Origin of the sequence: Citrobacter sp. Cf118 (assembly GCF_030334095.1) — a bacterium.
GTDB lineage: Bacteria > Pseudomonadota > Gammaproteobacteria > Enterobacterales > Enterobacteriaceae > Citrobacter > Citrobacter freundii.
Genome location: NZ_JAOWES010000083.1, coordinates 313550 through 329769, shown reverse-complemented (window position 1 = coordinate 329769; position 16220 = coordinate 313550). Strand labels below are relative to the sequence as shown.

Below are 16220 nucleotides of genomic sequence, written 5' to 3'. Positions count from 1 at the left end.
ACATAGCCCCAAAACCGGTGAATTGTACTGTCAGATGACGAGGAATCAATGAGCTAAAAAAGCGATGCAAGACCATATTGTAACTAAATACTACTTAATGAGATTAGATAAGGTTAAATTTTTGTATGTAATCTATCATTCGCATCCCTGAACGCCATTTTCAACAACAATCAATTTTTCCTCGCCCGTACGGACTTAATCGTTGATGAAGCGTTTTTTCTCCAGCCAGCAAAAGGTAAGATAGGTGGATGATGGAATTCTTAATACCCGCCCCTGCAAGGACTTGACCTATGCGCCAAAGAACAATTGTTTGCCCATTAATTCAAAACGATGGCTGCTATTTACTCTGCAAAATGGCTGACGACCGCGGTGTGTTTCCCGGTCAGTGGGCGCTGTCTGGCGGTGGCGTTGAGCCGGGTGAGCGCATCGAAGAAGCTTTGCGCCGGGAAGTGAGAGAGGAGCTGGGCGAGCAGCTGGTGTTATCAGAAATTACGCCATGGACTTTCAGTGACGATATTCGTACTAAAACGTACGCGGATGGCAGCCAGGAAGAGATTTATATGATTTATCTCATCTTCGATTGTGTGGCAGCTAATCGTGAAGTGAACATTAACGAAGAGTTCCAGGCGTTCGCCTGGGTTAAAGCGGAAGATCTTGGCACCTACGACTTAAATATCGCCACACGTAAAACGTTAACCTTGAAAGGGTTACTGTAAGTCCCCCGAGTTTAAACGTAATATAAACAATGATCACATTAGCGGTATTGCTCTCAGCATTCAGCAACAGAGAACAATACCGCCATAATGACTAAAAACTCTTTATATTCAAACAAATAAACCACTCCCCACTGTCTTTGTTATTATCTCCCAAACCTTAAACCCTTAAGGATAAATTAACCTTCGGCCATTAACCTTTGTAGCCTGATGAAATAATTAACGACGCCCCTGTTTAGTCCTAAAAATAAAACTTCGGTAGCGTTAAATGGCTTGAAGGAATAATGATGTCTGACTTTTTGCCTTTCTCTCGCCCGGCAATGGGTGCTGAAGAGCTTGCCGCTGTAAAAGCGGTGCTGGACTCTGGATGGATAACCACTGGCCCGAAGAACCAACAGCTGGAAGAAGCCTTCTGTCAGCTCACAGGAAATCAACACGCTGTCGCCGTCTGCTCTGCCACGGCAGGTATGCACATCACACTGATGGCGTTGGGCATAGGTGCAGGCGATGAGGTCATTACGCCGTCGATGACGTGGGTTTCCACCCTCAACATGATTGTCTTGCTGGGTGCGACGCCAGTCATGGTCGACGTCGACCGCGATACACTTATGGTCACACCTGAGCAAATTGAAGCCGCCATTACCCCACGAACCAAAGCCATTGTTCCAGTACATTACGCAGGCGCCCCCGCCGATCTTGACGCAATTTATGCCATTGGCGAGCGTTATGGCATCCCGGTAATAGAAGATGCGGCCCATGCCGTAGGGACATTGTATAAGGGCCGTCATGTCGGGGCGCGCGGTACGGCAATCTTCTCGTTTCACGCCATCAAAAATATCACCTGCGCAGAAGGTGGACTGATTGTTACCGACGACAGCCAGCTTGCCCAGCGGCTTCGCAGCCTGAAGTTTCACGGTCTGGGCGTTGATGCTTTTGATCGACAAACCTATGGCCGGGCACCGCAGGCCGAAGTGCTTGCGCCAGGATACAAATACAACCTGACGGATATCAATGCCGCTATTGCGTTGGTACAGCTGAATAAGCTGGAGCAACTGAATTCACGCCGGGCGCAAATTGCCCAACAATATCAGCAGGCGCTGGCTGATACGCCATTTCAACCGCTGGGCCTGCCCCGGTGGCCGCACGTTCATGCCTGGCACTTATTCATCATTCGCGTTGACGAAGCGCGCTGCGGGCTGAGCAGAGATGCCCTGATGGAAGCGCTGAAGACCAAAGATATCGGCACCGGTCTGCATTTTCGTGCAGCCCATACGCAAAAATATTATCGCGAACGCTTCACTACCCTTTCGCTCCCAAATACTGAATGGAACAGCGCGCGCATCTGCTCGCTGCCGTTATTCCCAGACATGACCGAAGCGGATACCCAGCGGGTCATTACGGCACTTCGCGAGATTGCAGGACAATAATCATGTTTGAAGCAGCACCAATCAAAAAAGTCTCGGTGGTCATTCCCGTTTTTAATGAACAGGAAAGCCTGCCAGAGTTAATCAGACGCACCAGCGCCGCCTGCGAGAAATTGGGTAAAGACTATGAAATTCTGCTAATCGACGACGGTAGCAGTGACAATTCCGCTCAGTTGATGATGAACGCCTCCCAGGCGCCAAACAGCCATATTGTTTCTATTTTGCTAAACCGCAATTACGGACAGCACTCGGCGATTATGGCCGGTTTCAGTCATGTCACTGGCGACTTGATCATCACACTGGATGCCGATTTGCAGAACCCGCCGGAGGAGATCCCTCGGTTGGTCGCCACAGCAGATGAGGGATTTGATGTGGTGGGCACGGTGCGCCAGAACCGGCAGGACAGCGTATTTCGTAAGACCGCCTCACGAATGATCAACCATCTGATCCAACGAACCACCGGTAAAGCAATGGGCGACTACGGCTGCATGCTACGCGCCTATCGCCGTCACATCGTCGATGCCATGCTGCATTGCCAGGAGCGCAGCACCTTTATCCCTATTCTGGCCAACATTTTTGCCCGTCGCGCTACGGAGATCCCGGTACATCATGCAGAGCGCGAATTTGGTGACTCCAAATACAGCTTCATGCGTCTGATCAACCTGATGTATGACCTGGTGACTTGCCTTACCACAACACCGCTTCGCATGCTGAGTCTGTTGGGCAGCGTGATCGCCGCCACGGGCTTTACCTTATCAGTCTTGCTTGTTGTTCTGCGCCTGACGCTCGGCCCACAGTGGGCAGCGGAAGGGGTATTCATGCTGTTTGCCGTCCTGTTTACCTTTATCGGCGCACAGTTTATTGGCATGGGTTTACTCGGCGAATATATCGGTCGCATCTATAACGATGTCCGCGCCCGCCCCCGCTATTTTGTTCAACACGTTATCCGCCCACAAACCACGCAGTCAACCGAGGAAAACCGCGCATGAAAGCCGTCGTATTTGCCTATCACGATATGGGATGTCAGGGTGTCCAGGCCTTGTTGGATGCAGGTTATGAAATCGCTGCCATTTTTACGCACACCGACAATCCGGGTGAAAAAGCGTTTTTTGGATCTGTTTCCCGCCTCGCGGCCAGCGCCGGTATTCCGGTTTACGCCCCGGACGAGGTTAATCATCCCCTGTGGATTGAGCGCATTAGCCAACTGGCACCTGATGTTATCTTCTCGTTCTACTATCGCCATTTACTGAGTGATGAGATCCTCAGCATTGCCCCTAAGGGTGCATTTAATCTGCACGGCTCGCTACTGCCCAAATACCGTGGCCGCGCACCGCTGAACTGGGTACTGGTCAATGGTGAAACCGAAACCGGCGTCACGCTTCACCGGATGGTCAAACGCGCGGATGCCGGTGCCATTGTTGCCCAGCAGCGGGTTGCTATTTCGCCCGATGATGTGGCGTTAACGCTGCACCATAAGTTGTGCCAGGCTGCGCGTCAGTTACTGGAAGAGGCGCTGCCCGCGATTAAAACGGGAGATTATGCAGAACACCCCCAACAGGAAGCAGAAGCGACCTGTTTTGGTCGCCGTACGCCGGAAGATAGCTTCCTCGACTGGAACAAACCAGCCGCAGAGTTGCATAACCAGGTACGCGCCGTCAGCGATCCATGGCCGGGCGCATTTAGCTATGTTGGTACGCAAAAATTCACCGTCTGGTCGTCACGTGTTTGCAAAAATGATCGCGCAGCCCAGCCAGGAACCGTCATCTCCGTTTCTCCTTTGCTGATCGCCTGCGCTGATGGCGCACTGGAGATTATTACCGGGCAAGCTGGCGATGGTATTGCCATGCAGGGGTCACAGCTGGCGCAGGTTCTGGGCCTGGTACCAGGTTCTCGCCTGAACAGCCAGTCAGTTACTACCGCTAAACGCCGTACTCGCGTGCTGATCCTTGGCGTCAATGGCTTCATTGGTAACCATCTGACCGAACGCCTGTTGCAAGAAGACAATTACGAAGTGTATGGACTCGATATTGGCAGCGACGCCATTAGTCGTTTTCTGCAGCATCCACGATTCCATTTCGTCGAAGGCGATATCAGCATTCACTCCGAATGGATTGAATATCATGTGAAAAAATGCGACGTCGTGCTGCCGCTGGTAGCGATCGCCACGCCAATCGAATATACCCGCAACCCGCTGCGCGTGTTTGAGCTCGATTTTGAAGAGAACCTGAAAATCATTCGCTACTGCGTGAAATACCGTAAGCGCATCATTTTCCCGTCAACCTCCGAAGTCTACGGCATGTGTACCGACAAAGTTTTTGATGAAGACAGCTCGAACCTGATCGTCGGCCCGGTGAATAAACCACGCTGGATCTACTCCGTTTCCAAGCAGTTGCTGGACCGCGTAATCTGGGCATACGGCGAAAAAGAGGGATTGCGCTTCACCCTGTTCCGTCCGTTTAACTGGATGGGACCGCGTCTGGACAGCCTTAACGCCGCGCGTATCGGCAGCTCACGCGCCATTACTCAATTGATCCTCAATCTGGTGGAAGGTTCACCTATTAAGCTGATTGAAGGCGGTAAGCAAAAACGCTGCTTTACCGACATTCGCGATGGTATCGAAGCCCTGTACCGCATCATTGAAAACGAAGGCGGACGCTGCGACGGTGAGATTATCAACATCGGTAACCCGGAGAATGAAGCCAGTATTCAGGAACTGGCAGAAATGCTGCTTACCTGTTTTGAAAAACATCCATTGCGTAACCACTTCCCGCCGTTTGCCGGTTTCCGTGACGTCGAAAGCAGTAGCTACTATGGTAAAGGTTATCAGGACGTTGAGCATCGTAAGCCCAACATTCGTAATGCAAAACGCTGCCTGAACTGGGAGCCCACTATTGAGATGCAGGAAACGGTAGAAGAGACGCTGGACTTCTTCTTACGCAGTGTGGATATCACGGAACACACATCATGACCAAAGTAGGCTTGCGCATTGATGTCGATACTTTCCGGGGGACGCGCGAAGGTGTGCCCCGACTGTTGGAGACATTGAACCGGCATAACGTTCGGGCAAGTTTTTTCTTTAGCGTTGGACCTAACAACATGGGGCGCCATCTCTGGCGTCTTGTGAAGCCACAATTTCTGTGGAAAATGCTGCGCTCAAACGCAGCATCGCTCTACGGATGGGATATATTGCTCGCGGGAACCGCGTGGCCGGGAAAAGAGATTGGCCAGGCCAATGCGGCGATCATTGCGCAAACCGCCCTGATTCATGAAACCGGTTTGCATGCCTGGGATCACCATGCCTGGCAAGCGCGAAGCGGAAACTGGAATGATAAACAGCTGATTGATGATATTTCACGAGGCATTACCGCCCTTGAAGCCATCATCGGACAACCGGTTACCTGTTCTGCGGTTGCCGGATGGCGTGCCGACAACCGCGTCGTCGAGGCAAAAGAAACGTTCCATTTACGCTATAACAGCGACTGTCGGGGAACGTCGCTATTTCGTCCTGTACTGGCGTCCGGGGAAACAGGTACGCCGCAAATTCCCGTCACGTTACCAACATGGGATGAAGTGGTTGGTCAGGAGGTCCAGGCGGTGGACTTCAACGCTTATATTCTCTCCCACATCCAGATGAGCAGAGGAACACCGGTGTACACCATTCATGCGGAAGTTGAAGGCATCGCCTTTCATCAGAATTTTGACGAGCTGCTTACTCGCGCCGCCGACATGGGGATGACATTTTGCCCGCTTGGCGAGCTGTTACCAGACGATATCAGCACGCTGCCAACAGGGCAGATCGTGCGGGGAAAAATACCGGGCAGAGAGGGATGGCTCGGCTGCCAACAACCGGTGAGTGTGACACAATGAAACCTGCTGCCCGCTATACTCTGGCCTGTATCGCGTTTATTGCACTGTATTTTATTCTCCCCATCAACAGTCGCCTGCTCTGGCAGCCTGATGAAACGCGCTATGCCGAAATCAGTCGGGAAATGCTGACGTCCGGCGACTGGATCGTGCCGCACTTTTTAGGACTCCGTTACTTCGAAAAACCCATTGCCGGATACTGGTTAAACAGCATCGGACAATGGCTATTTGGTGCTAATAATTTTGGCGTCAGAGCGGGGGCTATTTTTGCCACCTTGCTGACGGCGCTACTGGTAGCCTGGCTTGCCATGCGGTTATGGCAGGATAAGCGTACCGCCGTACTCTCTTCTGCTATCTTTTTAACGTTCTTTTCGGTTTACAGCATCGGTACCTACGCGGTACTTGATCCCATAATTGCGCTTTGGCTGATGGCGGGCATGTGCTGTTTTTGGGAAGGCATGCAGGCCACCACCAGAACGCGCAAAATCATCGCTTTTTTGCTGTTAGGGTTAACCTGCGGCATGGGCGTGATGACCAAGGGCTTCCTTGCGCTTGCCGTTCCTGTGCTCAGCGTACTGCCGTGGGTTTTCGCGCAAAAGCGCTGGAAAGATCTCATGCTCTACGGTCTGCTGGCGGTTATCGGCTGCGTCGTGATTGTGCTGCCGTGGGGAATAGCGATTGCCCGGCGTGAGCCGGATTTCTGGCATTACTTCTTCTGGGTTGAACATATTCAACGCTTCGCACAGGATGATGCCCAACACAAGGCTCCCATCTGGTACTACATTCCGGTATTCGTGGCTGGCGCATTACCATGGCTCGGGCTGCTCCCCGGCGCGCTGCGTACGGGCTGGCGTGAGCGGGATGTTCCGCGCAGCGCGCTGTACCTGTTAAGCTGGATTGTCATGCCAATCCTGTTTTTCAGCATCGCCAAAGGAAAACTGCCAACCTATATTCTTTCTTGCTTCGCCCCGCTGGCGATATTAACGGCGCGTTTCGGCCTGCAGGCCGCGGAAAAAGGCTCCGCCGCACTGCGTGTGAATGGCTGGATCAACGTGCTGTTCGGCGTGACCGGCATTGTCGCCACATTTATTGTTTCCACATTGGGTCCGTTAAAGACGCCAGTCTGGTCGCATATCGAAACGTATAAGGTGTTTTGCGCGTGGGGCATTTTTATCACCTGGGCACTGTTCGGTTGGTATACGCTAAATAACCGCGAGAAGAACTGGAAATTCGCCGCGCTGTGCCCGCTGGGACTCGCGCTGTTGTTTGGTTTCTCAGTCCCTGACCGGGTGATGGAGTCTAAACAGCCGCAGTTTTTTGTCGAGATGACTAAAGAGTCGCTGGAGTCGAGCCGTTACATTCTCACCGACAACGTTGGCGTTGCCGCAGGGCTGGCCTGGAGCCTGAAGCGTGACGACATCATAATGTATGGCCAAACGGGCGAGTTAAAATATGGCCTCAACTACCCGGATGCTCAGGGGCGCTTTGTCAGTCGGGAAGACTTTGCCGACTGGTTAGCGCAACATCGTCAGCAAGGAAATATTACGCTCGTGCTCACGATTGATAAGGATGAAGATATTAATCAACTCGCCATCCCTCCCGCTGATTACATTGATAATCAGGGGCGACTGGTTCTGATTCAGTATCGACCAAAATGATCTGGATAGCCTTAGTTCTCGCCAGCCTGCTCAGCGTCTGCGGCCAGCTATGCCAGAAGCAGGCGACCCGACCAGTGTCCGTTCGTGCGCGAAAACGCCACGTCACGCAATGGATTGGGCTTGCTCTGGCAAGCCTCGGTCTGGCCATGCTGCTATGGCTGGCGGTACTGCAGAACATTCCTGTCGGCATCGCCTACCCCATGCTGAGTCTTAACTTTGTATGGGTGACGCTGGCCGCGTGGAAAATCTGGCGCGAACCCGTCACTACACGCCACTGGCTGGGAGTTGGGCTGATCATTACCGGCATTTTTATTCTTGGGAGCGCAGTGTAATGGGCATCTTTTGGGGATTATGTAGCGTTATTATCACCTCCGCAGCCCAGTTGAGCCTCGGCTTCGCAATGGATAATCTGCCGCCAATGATGCAGCCGCTGGCGTTCATCTCCGCCGTATTCTCTCTCAGTATTGGAGCGTTTGCTTTATCTGCCGGGCTGGCAGGCTATTTGCTGTCGGTTATTTGCTGGCATAAAGCCCTGCACCAGCTCGCGCTGAGCAAAGCTTATGCCCTGCTCAGCCTGAGCTATGTGCTGGTTTGGGTTGCATCAATGATTCTGCCCGGCTGGCAGGGAACATTTTCAGTAAAAGCGCTGGTTGGGGTACTGTGCATCATGGCGGGTTTAATGACGATTTTTCTGCCTGCAGACAAGCACCGGCGCTGAGCTCATTTATCTGCCGACAGTCGTAACAGGCGCTCCCATTCGTCACATATGTACTGTCTGGCATCGATTATTTTAATCACGCGGGATGCATCGCGATTAACACAATACTGCGCATCTTTCAGCGGTGACAGAAGATCGCCAGGTTTAACCCGCTCGAAAGATTGCGCCTCAGCGAGCATCTTAAGCGAACCACCACTATCGCAAAGTACGATATAGAGCCTCCCTGCTTTCTTGTGACAGCAAGACTTCTTCACATGCCATTCCATAGCGCACCTTTTGTTAATAAATTTCACACCAGGTTACACTTTAGCAGATAAACAAAAGGACAATAGCTGCGGAATGACAAAAATGAGAAATGTAATTAATGCTTTCTTAATGTTAATGATGAAGCACTTACCCAATCCGACAACGCACGACGCGAGATTTTAATCCCTCCGGCTTTAAGCTCGGGTGGCAATGTCAACCAACATACCGGTTGCTGAAAGCGGGCCAGCTTATCTTTTACCCACTCTGCCAGATTAGTTTCTCCAGCATTAGCGTCATACTCAACGACCGCTACCGGGCGATGGCCAAATTCTTTGTCTTCTATCGGCACAATAAAGGCCTGCAGAACATGTGGATGTGCGGCAATCACGCGTTCCACCTCTTCCGGCTGTATGCCTTCCCCGCCGCTAAAGAACAGATTGTCCATACGACCGACAATGGTTAACTTGCCGTCCTTCAACACGCCGCGATCGCGGGTTGCAAACCAGCCTTCCGCGTTCGCTAAAGGCATAAGCTGTCCGTTACGCCAGTAACCTTGCGCCATGCTGGCGGCTCGTAGCCAAACTTCGTCATTAACGATCCTGACTTCCCGCCCTGGTAAAGCAGAGCCCACATCCGCCAGGCCATCTGCTTCTTTCGCACAAACCGTAGAAGCAAACTCCGTCAATCCGTAACCGCACCAGCAACGAATCCCCTGTTCACGCGCCTGTTCCGTCAACTCAACAGGAATTGCCGCACCGCCCAGCAGCACCGCTTTTAGCGTGACTGGTGTGTTATTAACAAGTAAGCGCCACAGTTGCGTGGGCACCAGTGAAGCGTGAGTGCATCCAGCCAGCATTTGATCCAGCGGCTGTTTGTCGCGCACGGTCATTCGCGCCCCGGCGAACAACCATCGCCACAAAATGCCCTGCCCGGAAACATGAAACAGCGGCAATGAGAGCAGCCAGTCATCCTCAGCACCAAACGGCATTAATGACAGTACGCCCTGCGCGCTTGCCAGATGCGCCTGACAGGTATGCACCGCCGCCTTTGGTAATCCGGTAGAACCAGAGGTTAACGTCATCGTGCTCAAACGCTCGGGCAACCATGCGGTGGCGTGATCGCCTGGCAACGACTGCATCTGTAACGGACTGAGTTCCGGGAGTGCGATAGCAGCCTCCAGGTCCAGCGCAAAACGTAGCGTTAAGTCCGGGACCAACGCATCAAGCAGCGACTGAGGCAACTGTGGGTTCACAGGTAAAACCCGCGCCCCACACTGCAGCAGCGCGAGCCAGGCCAGCAAAGCGCGCGGATGATTCCAGGCGCGAAGCAGGACGCCATCGCCTTCTTCCACGCCCTGAGCGGCAAAACCGCAGGCCAGATGGTCGATGCGCGCGCAGAGCTCGCTCCAGCTTAATGCCTCATCGTTGAGGCGTAAGGCTGGCGCCTTCGCTCGAACCTGTCGCCAGTGACGCCACGGCCAGTCACTGGGTTGTATCAGGCCCGATAAGCTCACGCTATCGGGCATTTCCTGCTGGGTCATAGCAGACGTTCCAGCGCATCAACGTCGACACACGGCAATGCGCTACCCGGCCAGGTGCGTACCTGCTGGCACTGCATCAGGCTCAGGGTATCCAGACCTGGGATGGTTTGCGGCGTCAACCAGGCGGCAATTCGCGCCAGCTGGGTTAAGCCCAGACTCGACTCGATTGACGAACTGATAACGGCAATAAGACCAAGCGCATGCGCCGCTGCCACCTGTTCACGGACTTTATCGAGACTGCCGGTCAGCGTAGGTTTGATAACCACAGCCTTGACGCCCTCTTCGGCTTCGAAGGTGAAATCCGCTTCACGCAGACTTTCATCCCAGGCGATGGCAATGCCGGTTTCACGCGCGAAGGCACGAGAATCATCACGGGTTTTGCACGGTTCTTCGAGGAAGGCAATGCGTCCGCGGTACTCCGGATTAACGTATTTCGCGAACTGCTGAGCTTTCAACGGCGTCCAGGCCCGGTTGGCGTCAAGTCGCAAATGCAGCTCCGGGATCGCCTCAAGTAACAGATTGGCTACCATGCCGTCGCGAACTGCTTCATACAGACCGACCTTAATCTTCGCCACTTTTTCGCCCGGCATGTCCGCCAGTTGCAGTACCAGATCGTCAGGATCGCCCGTACACAGCGGTGCAGCACGATAGTCTGCGTCCTGTGGCAATACGCCAGCCAGTTCGGCCAGCGCACAGCTTACGCCAAAGGCGACCGAAGGCAGTTGCGCTAAGGAGGCATCCCCTTGCAGCCAGCCTTTCACCCAGGCCAGCAACTCGGTTTGCGCTTCTTCCCAGCTTTCCTGACTGAAGCCCGGCAGCGGGGAGATTTCTCCCCACCCTTCACGCTCACCGTCACGAAGAAATACGTATAACCCGTCACGCGTTTTTAACCGCCTGTCGCGCAGAATCACCCCCGCGTCCATGGGGATCTGCCAGCGGTATACCTGCGCGCTACGCATTACGGATTCCGTTTGAATTTGCTGAAATCAGGCTGACGTTTCTGGTTAAAGGCGTTACGGCCTTCCTGACCTTCTTCCGTCATGTAGAACAGCATAGTGGCGTTACCTGCCAGCTCCTGCAGACCTGCCTGACCATCACAGTCGGCGTTCAGTGCAGCTTTCAGGCAGCGCAGCGCCATTGGGCTGTTTTGCAGCATTTCGCGACACCAGCGTACTGTCTCTTTTTCCAGATCCGCCAGCGGAACCACGGTGTTGACCAGCCCCATATCCAGCGCCTGTTTCGCATCGTACTGACGGCACAGGAACCAGATTTCACGCGCTTTTTTCTGACCGACGATACGCGCCATATAGGAAGCGCCCCAACCGCCGTCGAAGGAACCGACTTTCGGACCGGTCTGACCGAAGATGGCGTTTTCAGCCGCAATGGTCAGGTCACACATCATGTGCAGCACATGACCGCCGCCAATGGAGAAACCTGCAACCATCGCCACGACCGGTTTCGGACAGGTACGAATCTGACGCTGGAAGTCCAGCACGTTCAGGTGATGCACACCGGAGTCATCCTGGTATCCGCCGTAGTCGCCACGTACCTTCTGATCGCCGCCTGCGCAGAACGCTTTGTCGCCAGCACCGGTCAGAATAATTACGCCGATGTTGTCATCATAGCGAGCATCCGCCAGCGCCTGGATCATCTCTTTCACGGTGACCGGACGGAAGGCATTGCGTACCTGCGGACGATTAATGGTGATTTTTGCGATACCGTCGGTGGATTTCTCGTAAAGAATGTCGGTATAGCCTTCAGAGCAATCGTGCCATTCTACCGGTGCGTAAAGCATTGTTTCATCAGGATAGATCATAAAATGTCCTATAGTCAGCGACGCAGAATCTGAGCCAGACAGTCCACTACACCCGCGGGGTTGTCCCGATGCGCGTTGTGTCCGGCATTACGAATCACATGGTTTGGTACTGATATTTCCGCCGCCAGAGCGCGGAATTTATCGTCACGTTCACCACATAAATAATAAAACGGAAATGTGCACGTCGTGAGTTGCGCACGTAAATCAGGTTGTACGGCAAGCGAGGTGGCCTCCAGCATTGCCGCCAGCGTTTGCCCATTATTCTGGCTACGCAGAGCGACCAGCGCCTCTCTTTGTACCGTGTTCAGCGAGGAAAAAACGGGCTGTTGATACCAGTCATTAAACACCTCACGTAGCGACTCTGCGCGAAAACGCGCAGCCCAGCGGCCATCCGAGAGACGACGCTGAACGCGCGCTTCTTCGCCTTGCAAGCCTGGATGTCCACCTTCAACCACCAGACCACAAAGCCCAGGCATCTCCTGACAGGCCGCCATCATCGCGACTCTGCCACCAAGAGAGTATCCCACCAGCCAGTAGTTGTGTATGTTGTAACTAAGCAGAGTGTTACGCAGCAAAACGTTTACGTCATCGAATCCGCTCACGCTGATGTCAGCAGAGCCACCGTGTCCCGGCAGATCGATGTATAGCCGCGAATAATCCTGAAACGCTTCGCCGACCGTCTGCCATTCCCGACAATCGCCAGAGAAACCGTGCAGGAAAACCAGCCAGGGAAATCCCGTCTGGCCCTCTTTCGCCTGCGCATGCAGGATCATAGATGACTTACCTTCGCCAGCAGTTGCTGCAAGGTTTGCGCCCCGTCAGTTTCATTCACCACCAGCTCAATCACCGTGGCCGCAGGAGTACGCCAGGCGTTAGTCAACGCGCTCTCCAGCTGCTCCCAGTTTTCCGGGCGCTGGTATTTAAGGTTAAACATGGCGGCAGCATGCTCGAAATGTACGTTCTGCGGCATCAGATAGAACCGTTCGCGTTCGCTGGCTGGCGTCGGCAGCAGAGAAAAAATCTGTCCGCCGTTATTGTTGACCACTATCAGGACAAACGGTGCAGAAACCTGGCGCAATAACGCCAGCGCATTCAGGTCATACAATGCAGATAAATCGCCAACAATCGCCAGCGTCGATTTCGCGCTGGCACGCTGTACACCTGCTGCCGTTGACAGCAGGCCGTCAATACCGCTCGCGCCACGGTTGCTATAGACCGGGTAACCAGCCGGAAGCTGCGACAGCGCATCAATCAGGCGTACCACCAGACTGTTACCCACGAACAGCTGCCCCTGCTCCGGCAAGTATTCGCGAATACGGTGGGCTAATTGCGCTTCACCAAACGCCTCACGACGGGCTTCTACCGCCTGCCAGGCCAGTTGCGCCAGACGAGGGATTTCCACGTACCAGGGCTGACGTTTCTCCGCCGGATGCAGCTCCAGCCAGTCGCCAACTTTCGCCACCAGCCTGCGGCCACGATGGTGAGCCGGATCGAGGCGGCCTTCGATATTATCGACAATCCAGTATTCCTGCGGATCGCAACTGGCCTGCCATTGCAGGAGTCGTTTTCCGGTCAGGCTGCTGCCAAGCTGCACCACAATCTGCGCCTGCTGTAACTCAGCTACCGCTTTCGCATTTCCCAGCCACAGGTCGGCGCACGGCAGCGGTTGTCCGGTTTGCGACAGAACATCACCAATCAGCGGCCAGCCTAACGTCTGCGCCCACTGCGCAACTTTCTTACCTTCTTCAGCGCTCATGCGGCCCGCAATGACTACGCCGCGTTTTTGTCGCCAGAAAAACCAGTCGCGCTGTTTGTCGCTTTCCAGCCGACGCGCTTCTCGCAGCCAGGGTTTATCGTCCTGCCACCAGTCGCCGAGGCGCTGCTGCCAGGCAATCCCCGTTTCGTCCATATCGCCATACAGCGGTTCCGCAAACGGGCAATTGATATGAACCGCCCCGCTATGCAGGGTTGCTAACGCATTATCAATAGTGGACACCAGCCAGCTTGCCGGAATGTCCTGAGTCGGACGCGGTAAAGAGAGCGTTTGCGATGGATGCGAGGCAAACATTCCGGCCTGACGAATCGCCTGGTTCGCGCCACAGTCGATAAGCTCTGGCGGTCGGTCTGCCGTAAGTAAAATTAGTTTTTCACCGGTCAGGCCCGCTTCAATCAACGCGGGATATAAATTCGCCACCGCGGTACCGGACGTCACAATCACTGCGACAGGCTGACGGCTAACTTTTGCCAGACCTAAGGCCAGATGACCAAGACCACGCTCGTCAAAATGGGTGTGATGGATGAATGCGGGGTTTTCCGCTGCCGCCAGCGTCAACGGTGTAGAACGAGAGCCAGGGGCAATGCAGACATGCCTGACGCCGTGGCGAGTGAGTGCTTCCAGAATGACCGCCGCCCAGCGTCGGTTAAATGCGCTTACTGACATGAGATTGTCCGGTATCAATATTGCGACACAGTATAAAGAATCGAATAAATGGATTTTTGATATGAGTCGGTAATGTGTGACTCATTAGGCTTCCATCTGTAATAAAGTACGTAAACCCGCCGCTTTGTTGTCTATTTCTTGCCATTCCTGCTCAGGATCTGAACCACGTACGATCCCTGCCCCGGCATACAGGCGCACCACGTTTGCGCTAATTTTCGCCGAACGTAGTGACACGCAAAACTCACTTTGGCGCCGTGAAAGATAACCCGCAGAACCGGCATACCACTCACGTTCAAAGGGTTCATTTTGTTGGATGAATTCACGCGCCAGCTCTCGCGGAATACCGGCGACAGCCGCCGTGGGCTGGAGTTGCATCAGGCAAAGCGTATCGTCGGCCTGATTCAGTTCCGTCCAGATGCAACGGCGCAGGTGCTGCACTTTACGCAGCCTGAGCACCTGTGGCGGCAGCACGTCGAGAGTTTGCGTACAGCCTTGCAGGCGCTGGCAAATATCTTCAACCACCAGCATATTCTCACGCTGGTTTTTATCATCTTTCATTAGCCATTCACCCAACTGCCAGGCCCGATGATCCTCTGGATGATTGGCCACGGTTCCGGCCAGCGCCTCGGTGCGCAGCGCCGTGTCTCGCCGCCGATACAGACGCTCAGGGGAAGAGCCAAGAAAAGCGGAGTCGGCAGAGAATGCCATAAAGAAATGGTAGCAGTTCAGGTTTAAGCGACGGCTGGATGCCATCACGGCCGCGGCATTAACCGACTGAGAAAACTGTAAATCGGTCGCCCGTGCCAGCACAACCTTATCGAGGTCTTCTCCTGCGATTGTTTGGGTGGCGAGTTTTATCAGATTTGTCCAGCCCGCTTTATCTGGCCAGTTCTGTTCTCCCGTCAAACTGAGACGCAACGCGGGTAGCGGCTTAACATTGGCGAGCGATGAAATAAACGCCACCGCCTGCGCGGCGTCGTCACGTAACGATACGTCGCTGTAGAGATGTAAGCGTAAGCTCGCCACTCCGGCGCAACGTCGCCACTCCAGCCGCGGCAGCAGCAAATTGCCACGCTGTGGCTCAAAGGCATTCAGGCCCCAGATGCGCAGGTCGGGATGATTATCATGCTGGTGTAAAAATTGCTGGGCCGATTCCAGCGAGGAAAATGCGGCGACGGCCCCTAATACGGCGGCCTCTTCGTCGCCGTTACGCTGCTGCCAGTAAAACTGGGGCCAGACGGGTTGACTGGCCAGCCATCCTAAAGCGTCAAACGCATCATTCAGTGGGAAAGGTATATCGTAAATACGAATTCCAGGTGCTGCTGGCATCTCTTGCGATAAATGACGCATCAGACTTTCCAGCGCAGTAGTGATTGAATGCACGCGGACCTCTCCCTGTTAAAAACCTCACATTATACGGGGTACTGAGCAGAAAAAGCAGTACCCCCAGTTAGGGAGTACGTACAAATGCGATGACAGAACGGAATTTATCGCCGTGCTAACAATAATCCCATCACTAAACCGACTGTGGCGCCAACGCCAATCCCGCGCCAGGGTTTTTCGTGCACATAATCATCCGCCCGACAAACAGCTTTTTTCGCACGGTAATAGTAGCTGTCAGAAGCATGGCTGACGCGATTTCTCACCTCTTCTAACGCCCGTTCTGCCCGCGCTTTTAACTCAAGGTATTTTTGATCTGCTGGGTCGCCAGAAGAACGCAGCACCTCTTCCAGCGTTTCACTTAATAATTCCAGATCATCATCGACACGTGATTCATAAGAATGAAAAGACATTATATTCT

16 protein-coding genes are annotated in these 16220 nt (G+C 53.8%); 8 read left to right on the top strand and 8 right to left on the bottom strand.

Going from position 1 to position 16220, the window contains the following annotated elements:
• The first annotated feature begins 290 nt into the window (after nt 1-290).
• The 8 genes from nudI to arnF all read left to right on the top strand — a co-directional run bounded on the left by nudI (nt 291) and on the right by arnF (nt 8377).
• Nucleotides 291-716: a nucleoside triphosphatase NudI gene (gene nudI / locus OGX67_RS12035; protein WP_003027643.1), complete on the top strand. Its 426-nt coding sequence runs from the start codon at nt 291-293 to the stop codon at nt 714-716.
• A 284-nt stretch (nt 717-1000) separates the two neighbouring features.
• The gene (gene arnB, locus OGX67_RS12030) at nt 1001-2140 is read left to right on the top strand and encodes a UDP-4-amino-4-deoxy-L-arabinose aminotransferase (RefSeq protein WP_257651510.1); all 1140 of its coding nucleotides are present in this window, start codon (nt 1001-1003) and stop codon (nt 2138-2140) included.
• A 2-nt stretch (nt 2141-2142) separates the two neighbouring features.
• Nucleotides 2143-3126 (top strand): undecaprenyl-phosphate 4-deoxy-4-formamido-L-arabinose transferase, encoded by a 984-nt coding sequence (gene arnC / locus OGX67_RS12025; RefSeq protein WP_003027648.1) that lies wholly within the window; start codon nt 2143-2145, stop codon nt 3124-3126.
• Complete coding sequence (arnA, locus tag OGX67_RS12020) at nt 3123-5105, top strand: bifunctional UDP-4-amino-4-deoxy-L-arabinose formyltransferase/UDP-glucuronic acid oxidase ArnA (protein WP_044714032.1); 1983 nt, start codon at nt 3123-3125, stop codon at nt 5103-5105. Before arnC ends, arnA begins: the two co-directional genes overlap by 4 nt.
• Nucleotides 5102-6004, top strand: a complete 903-nt coding sequence (gene arnD / locus OGX67_RS12015) for a 4-deoxy-4-formamido-L-arabinose-phosphoundecaprenol deformylase (RefSeq protein WP_257651511.1) — start codon at nt 5102-5104, stop codon at nt 6002-6004. Before arnA ends, arnD begins: the two co-directional genes overlap by 4 nt.
• The gene (arnT, locus tag OGX67_RS12010) at nt 6001-7659 is read left to right on the top strand and encodes a lipid IV(A) 4-amino-4-deoxy-L-arabinosyltransferase (RefSeq protein WP_032949692.1); all 1659 of its coding nucleotides are present in this window, start codon (nt 6001-6003) and stop codon (nt 7657-7659) included. The genes arnD and arnT overlap by 4 nt, the downstream gene beginning before the upstream one ends.
• Nucleotides 7656-7991: a 4-amino-4-deoxy-L-arabinose-phosphoundecaprenol flippase subunit ArnE gene (gene arnE / locus OGX67_RS12005; RefSeq protein ID WP_003027661.1), complete on the top strand. Its 336-nt coding sequence runs from the start codon at nt 7656-7658 to the stop codon at nt 7989-7991. The genes arnT and arnE overlap by 4 nt, the downstream gene beginning before the upstream one ends.
• Nucleotides 7991-8377 carry a 4-amino-4-deoxy-L-arabinose-phosphoundecaprenol flippase subunit ArnF gene (gene arnF, locus OGX67_RS12000; protein ID WP_003027663.1) on the top strand — a complete coding sequence of 129 codons (387 nt, stop codon included), beginning with the start codon at nt 7991-7993 and terminating at the stop codon, nt 8375-8377. Before arnE ends, arnF begins: the two co-directional genes overlap by 1 nt.
• 2 nt (nt 8378-8379) lie before the next feature.
• Here arnF and pmrD read toward each other — a convergent pair whose 3' ends face one another.
• The 8 genes from pmrD to elaB all read right to left on the bottom strand — a co-directional run bounded on the left by pmrD (nt 8380) and on the right by elaB (nt 16212).
• On the bottom strand, nt 8380-8643 hold the full coding sequence (gene pmrD / locus OGX67_RS11995; RefSeq protein WP_048218323.1) for a signal transduction protein PmrD: 264 nt from the start codon (nt 8641-8643) through the stop codon (nt 8380-8382).
• Between the two features lie 95 nt (nt 8644-8738).
• Complete coding sequence (menE, locus tag OGX67_RS11990; protein WP_257651512.1) at nt 8739-10163, bottom strand: o-succinylbenzoate--CoA ligase; 1425 nt, start codon at nt 10161-10163, stop codon at nt 8739-8741.
• The gene (gene menC / locus OGX67_RS11985; protein WP_257651513.1) at nt 10160-11122 is read right to left on the bottom strand and encodes an o-succinylbenzoate synthase; all 963 of its coding nucleotides are present in this window, start codon (nt 11120-11122) and stop codon (nt 10160-10162) included. The genes menE and menC overlap by 4 nt, the downstream gene beginning before the upstream one ends.
• Nucleotides 11122-11979, bottom strand: a complete 858-nt coding sequence (gene menB, locus OGX67_RS11980; RefSeq protein ID WP_003027671.1) for a 1,4-dihydroxy-2-naphthoyl-CoA synthase — start codon at nt 11977-11979, stop codon at nt 11122-11124. The genes menC and menB overlap by 1 nt, the downstream gene beginning before the upstream one ends.
• Before the next feature lie 14 nt (nt 11980-11993).
• Nucleotides 11994-12752, bottom strand: coding sequence for a 2-succinyl-6-hydroxy-2,4-cyclohexadiene-1-carboxylate synthase (gene menH, locus OGX67_RS11975; protein ID WP_071697033.1), 759 nt, complete (start codon nt 12750-12752; stop codon nt 11994-11996).
• The gene (gene menD / locus OGX67_RS11970) at nt 12749-14419 is read right to left on the bottom strand and encodes a 2-succinyl-5-enolpyruvyl-6-hydroxy-3-cyclohexene-1-carboxylic-acid synthase (RefSeq protein ID WP_016150697.1); all 1671 of its coding nucleotides are present in this window, start codon (nt 14417-14419) and stop codon (nt 12749-12751) included. Before menD ends, menH begins: the two co-directional genes overlap by 4 nt.
• An 84-nt stretch (nt 14420-14503) precedes the next feature.
• Nucleotides 14504-15802 carry an isochorismate synthase MenF gene (gene menF / locus OGX67_RS11965; RefSeq protein WP_194857542.1) on the bottom strand — a complete coding sequence of 433 codons (1299 nt, stop codon included), beginning with the start codon at nt 15800-15802 and terminating at the stop codon, nt 14504-14506.
• A 104-nt stretch (nt 15803-15906) separates the two neighbouring features.
• Nucleotides 15907-16212 carry a stress response protein ElaB gene (elaB, locus tag OGX67_RS11960; protein ID WP_032936574.1) on the bottom strand — a complete coding sequence of 102 codons (306 nt, stop codon included), beginning with the start codon at nt 16210-16212 and terminating at the stop codon, nt 15907-15909.
• Between the last annotated feature and the right edge of the window lie 8 nt (nt 16213-16220).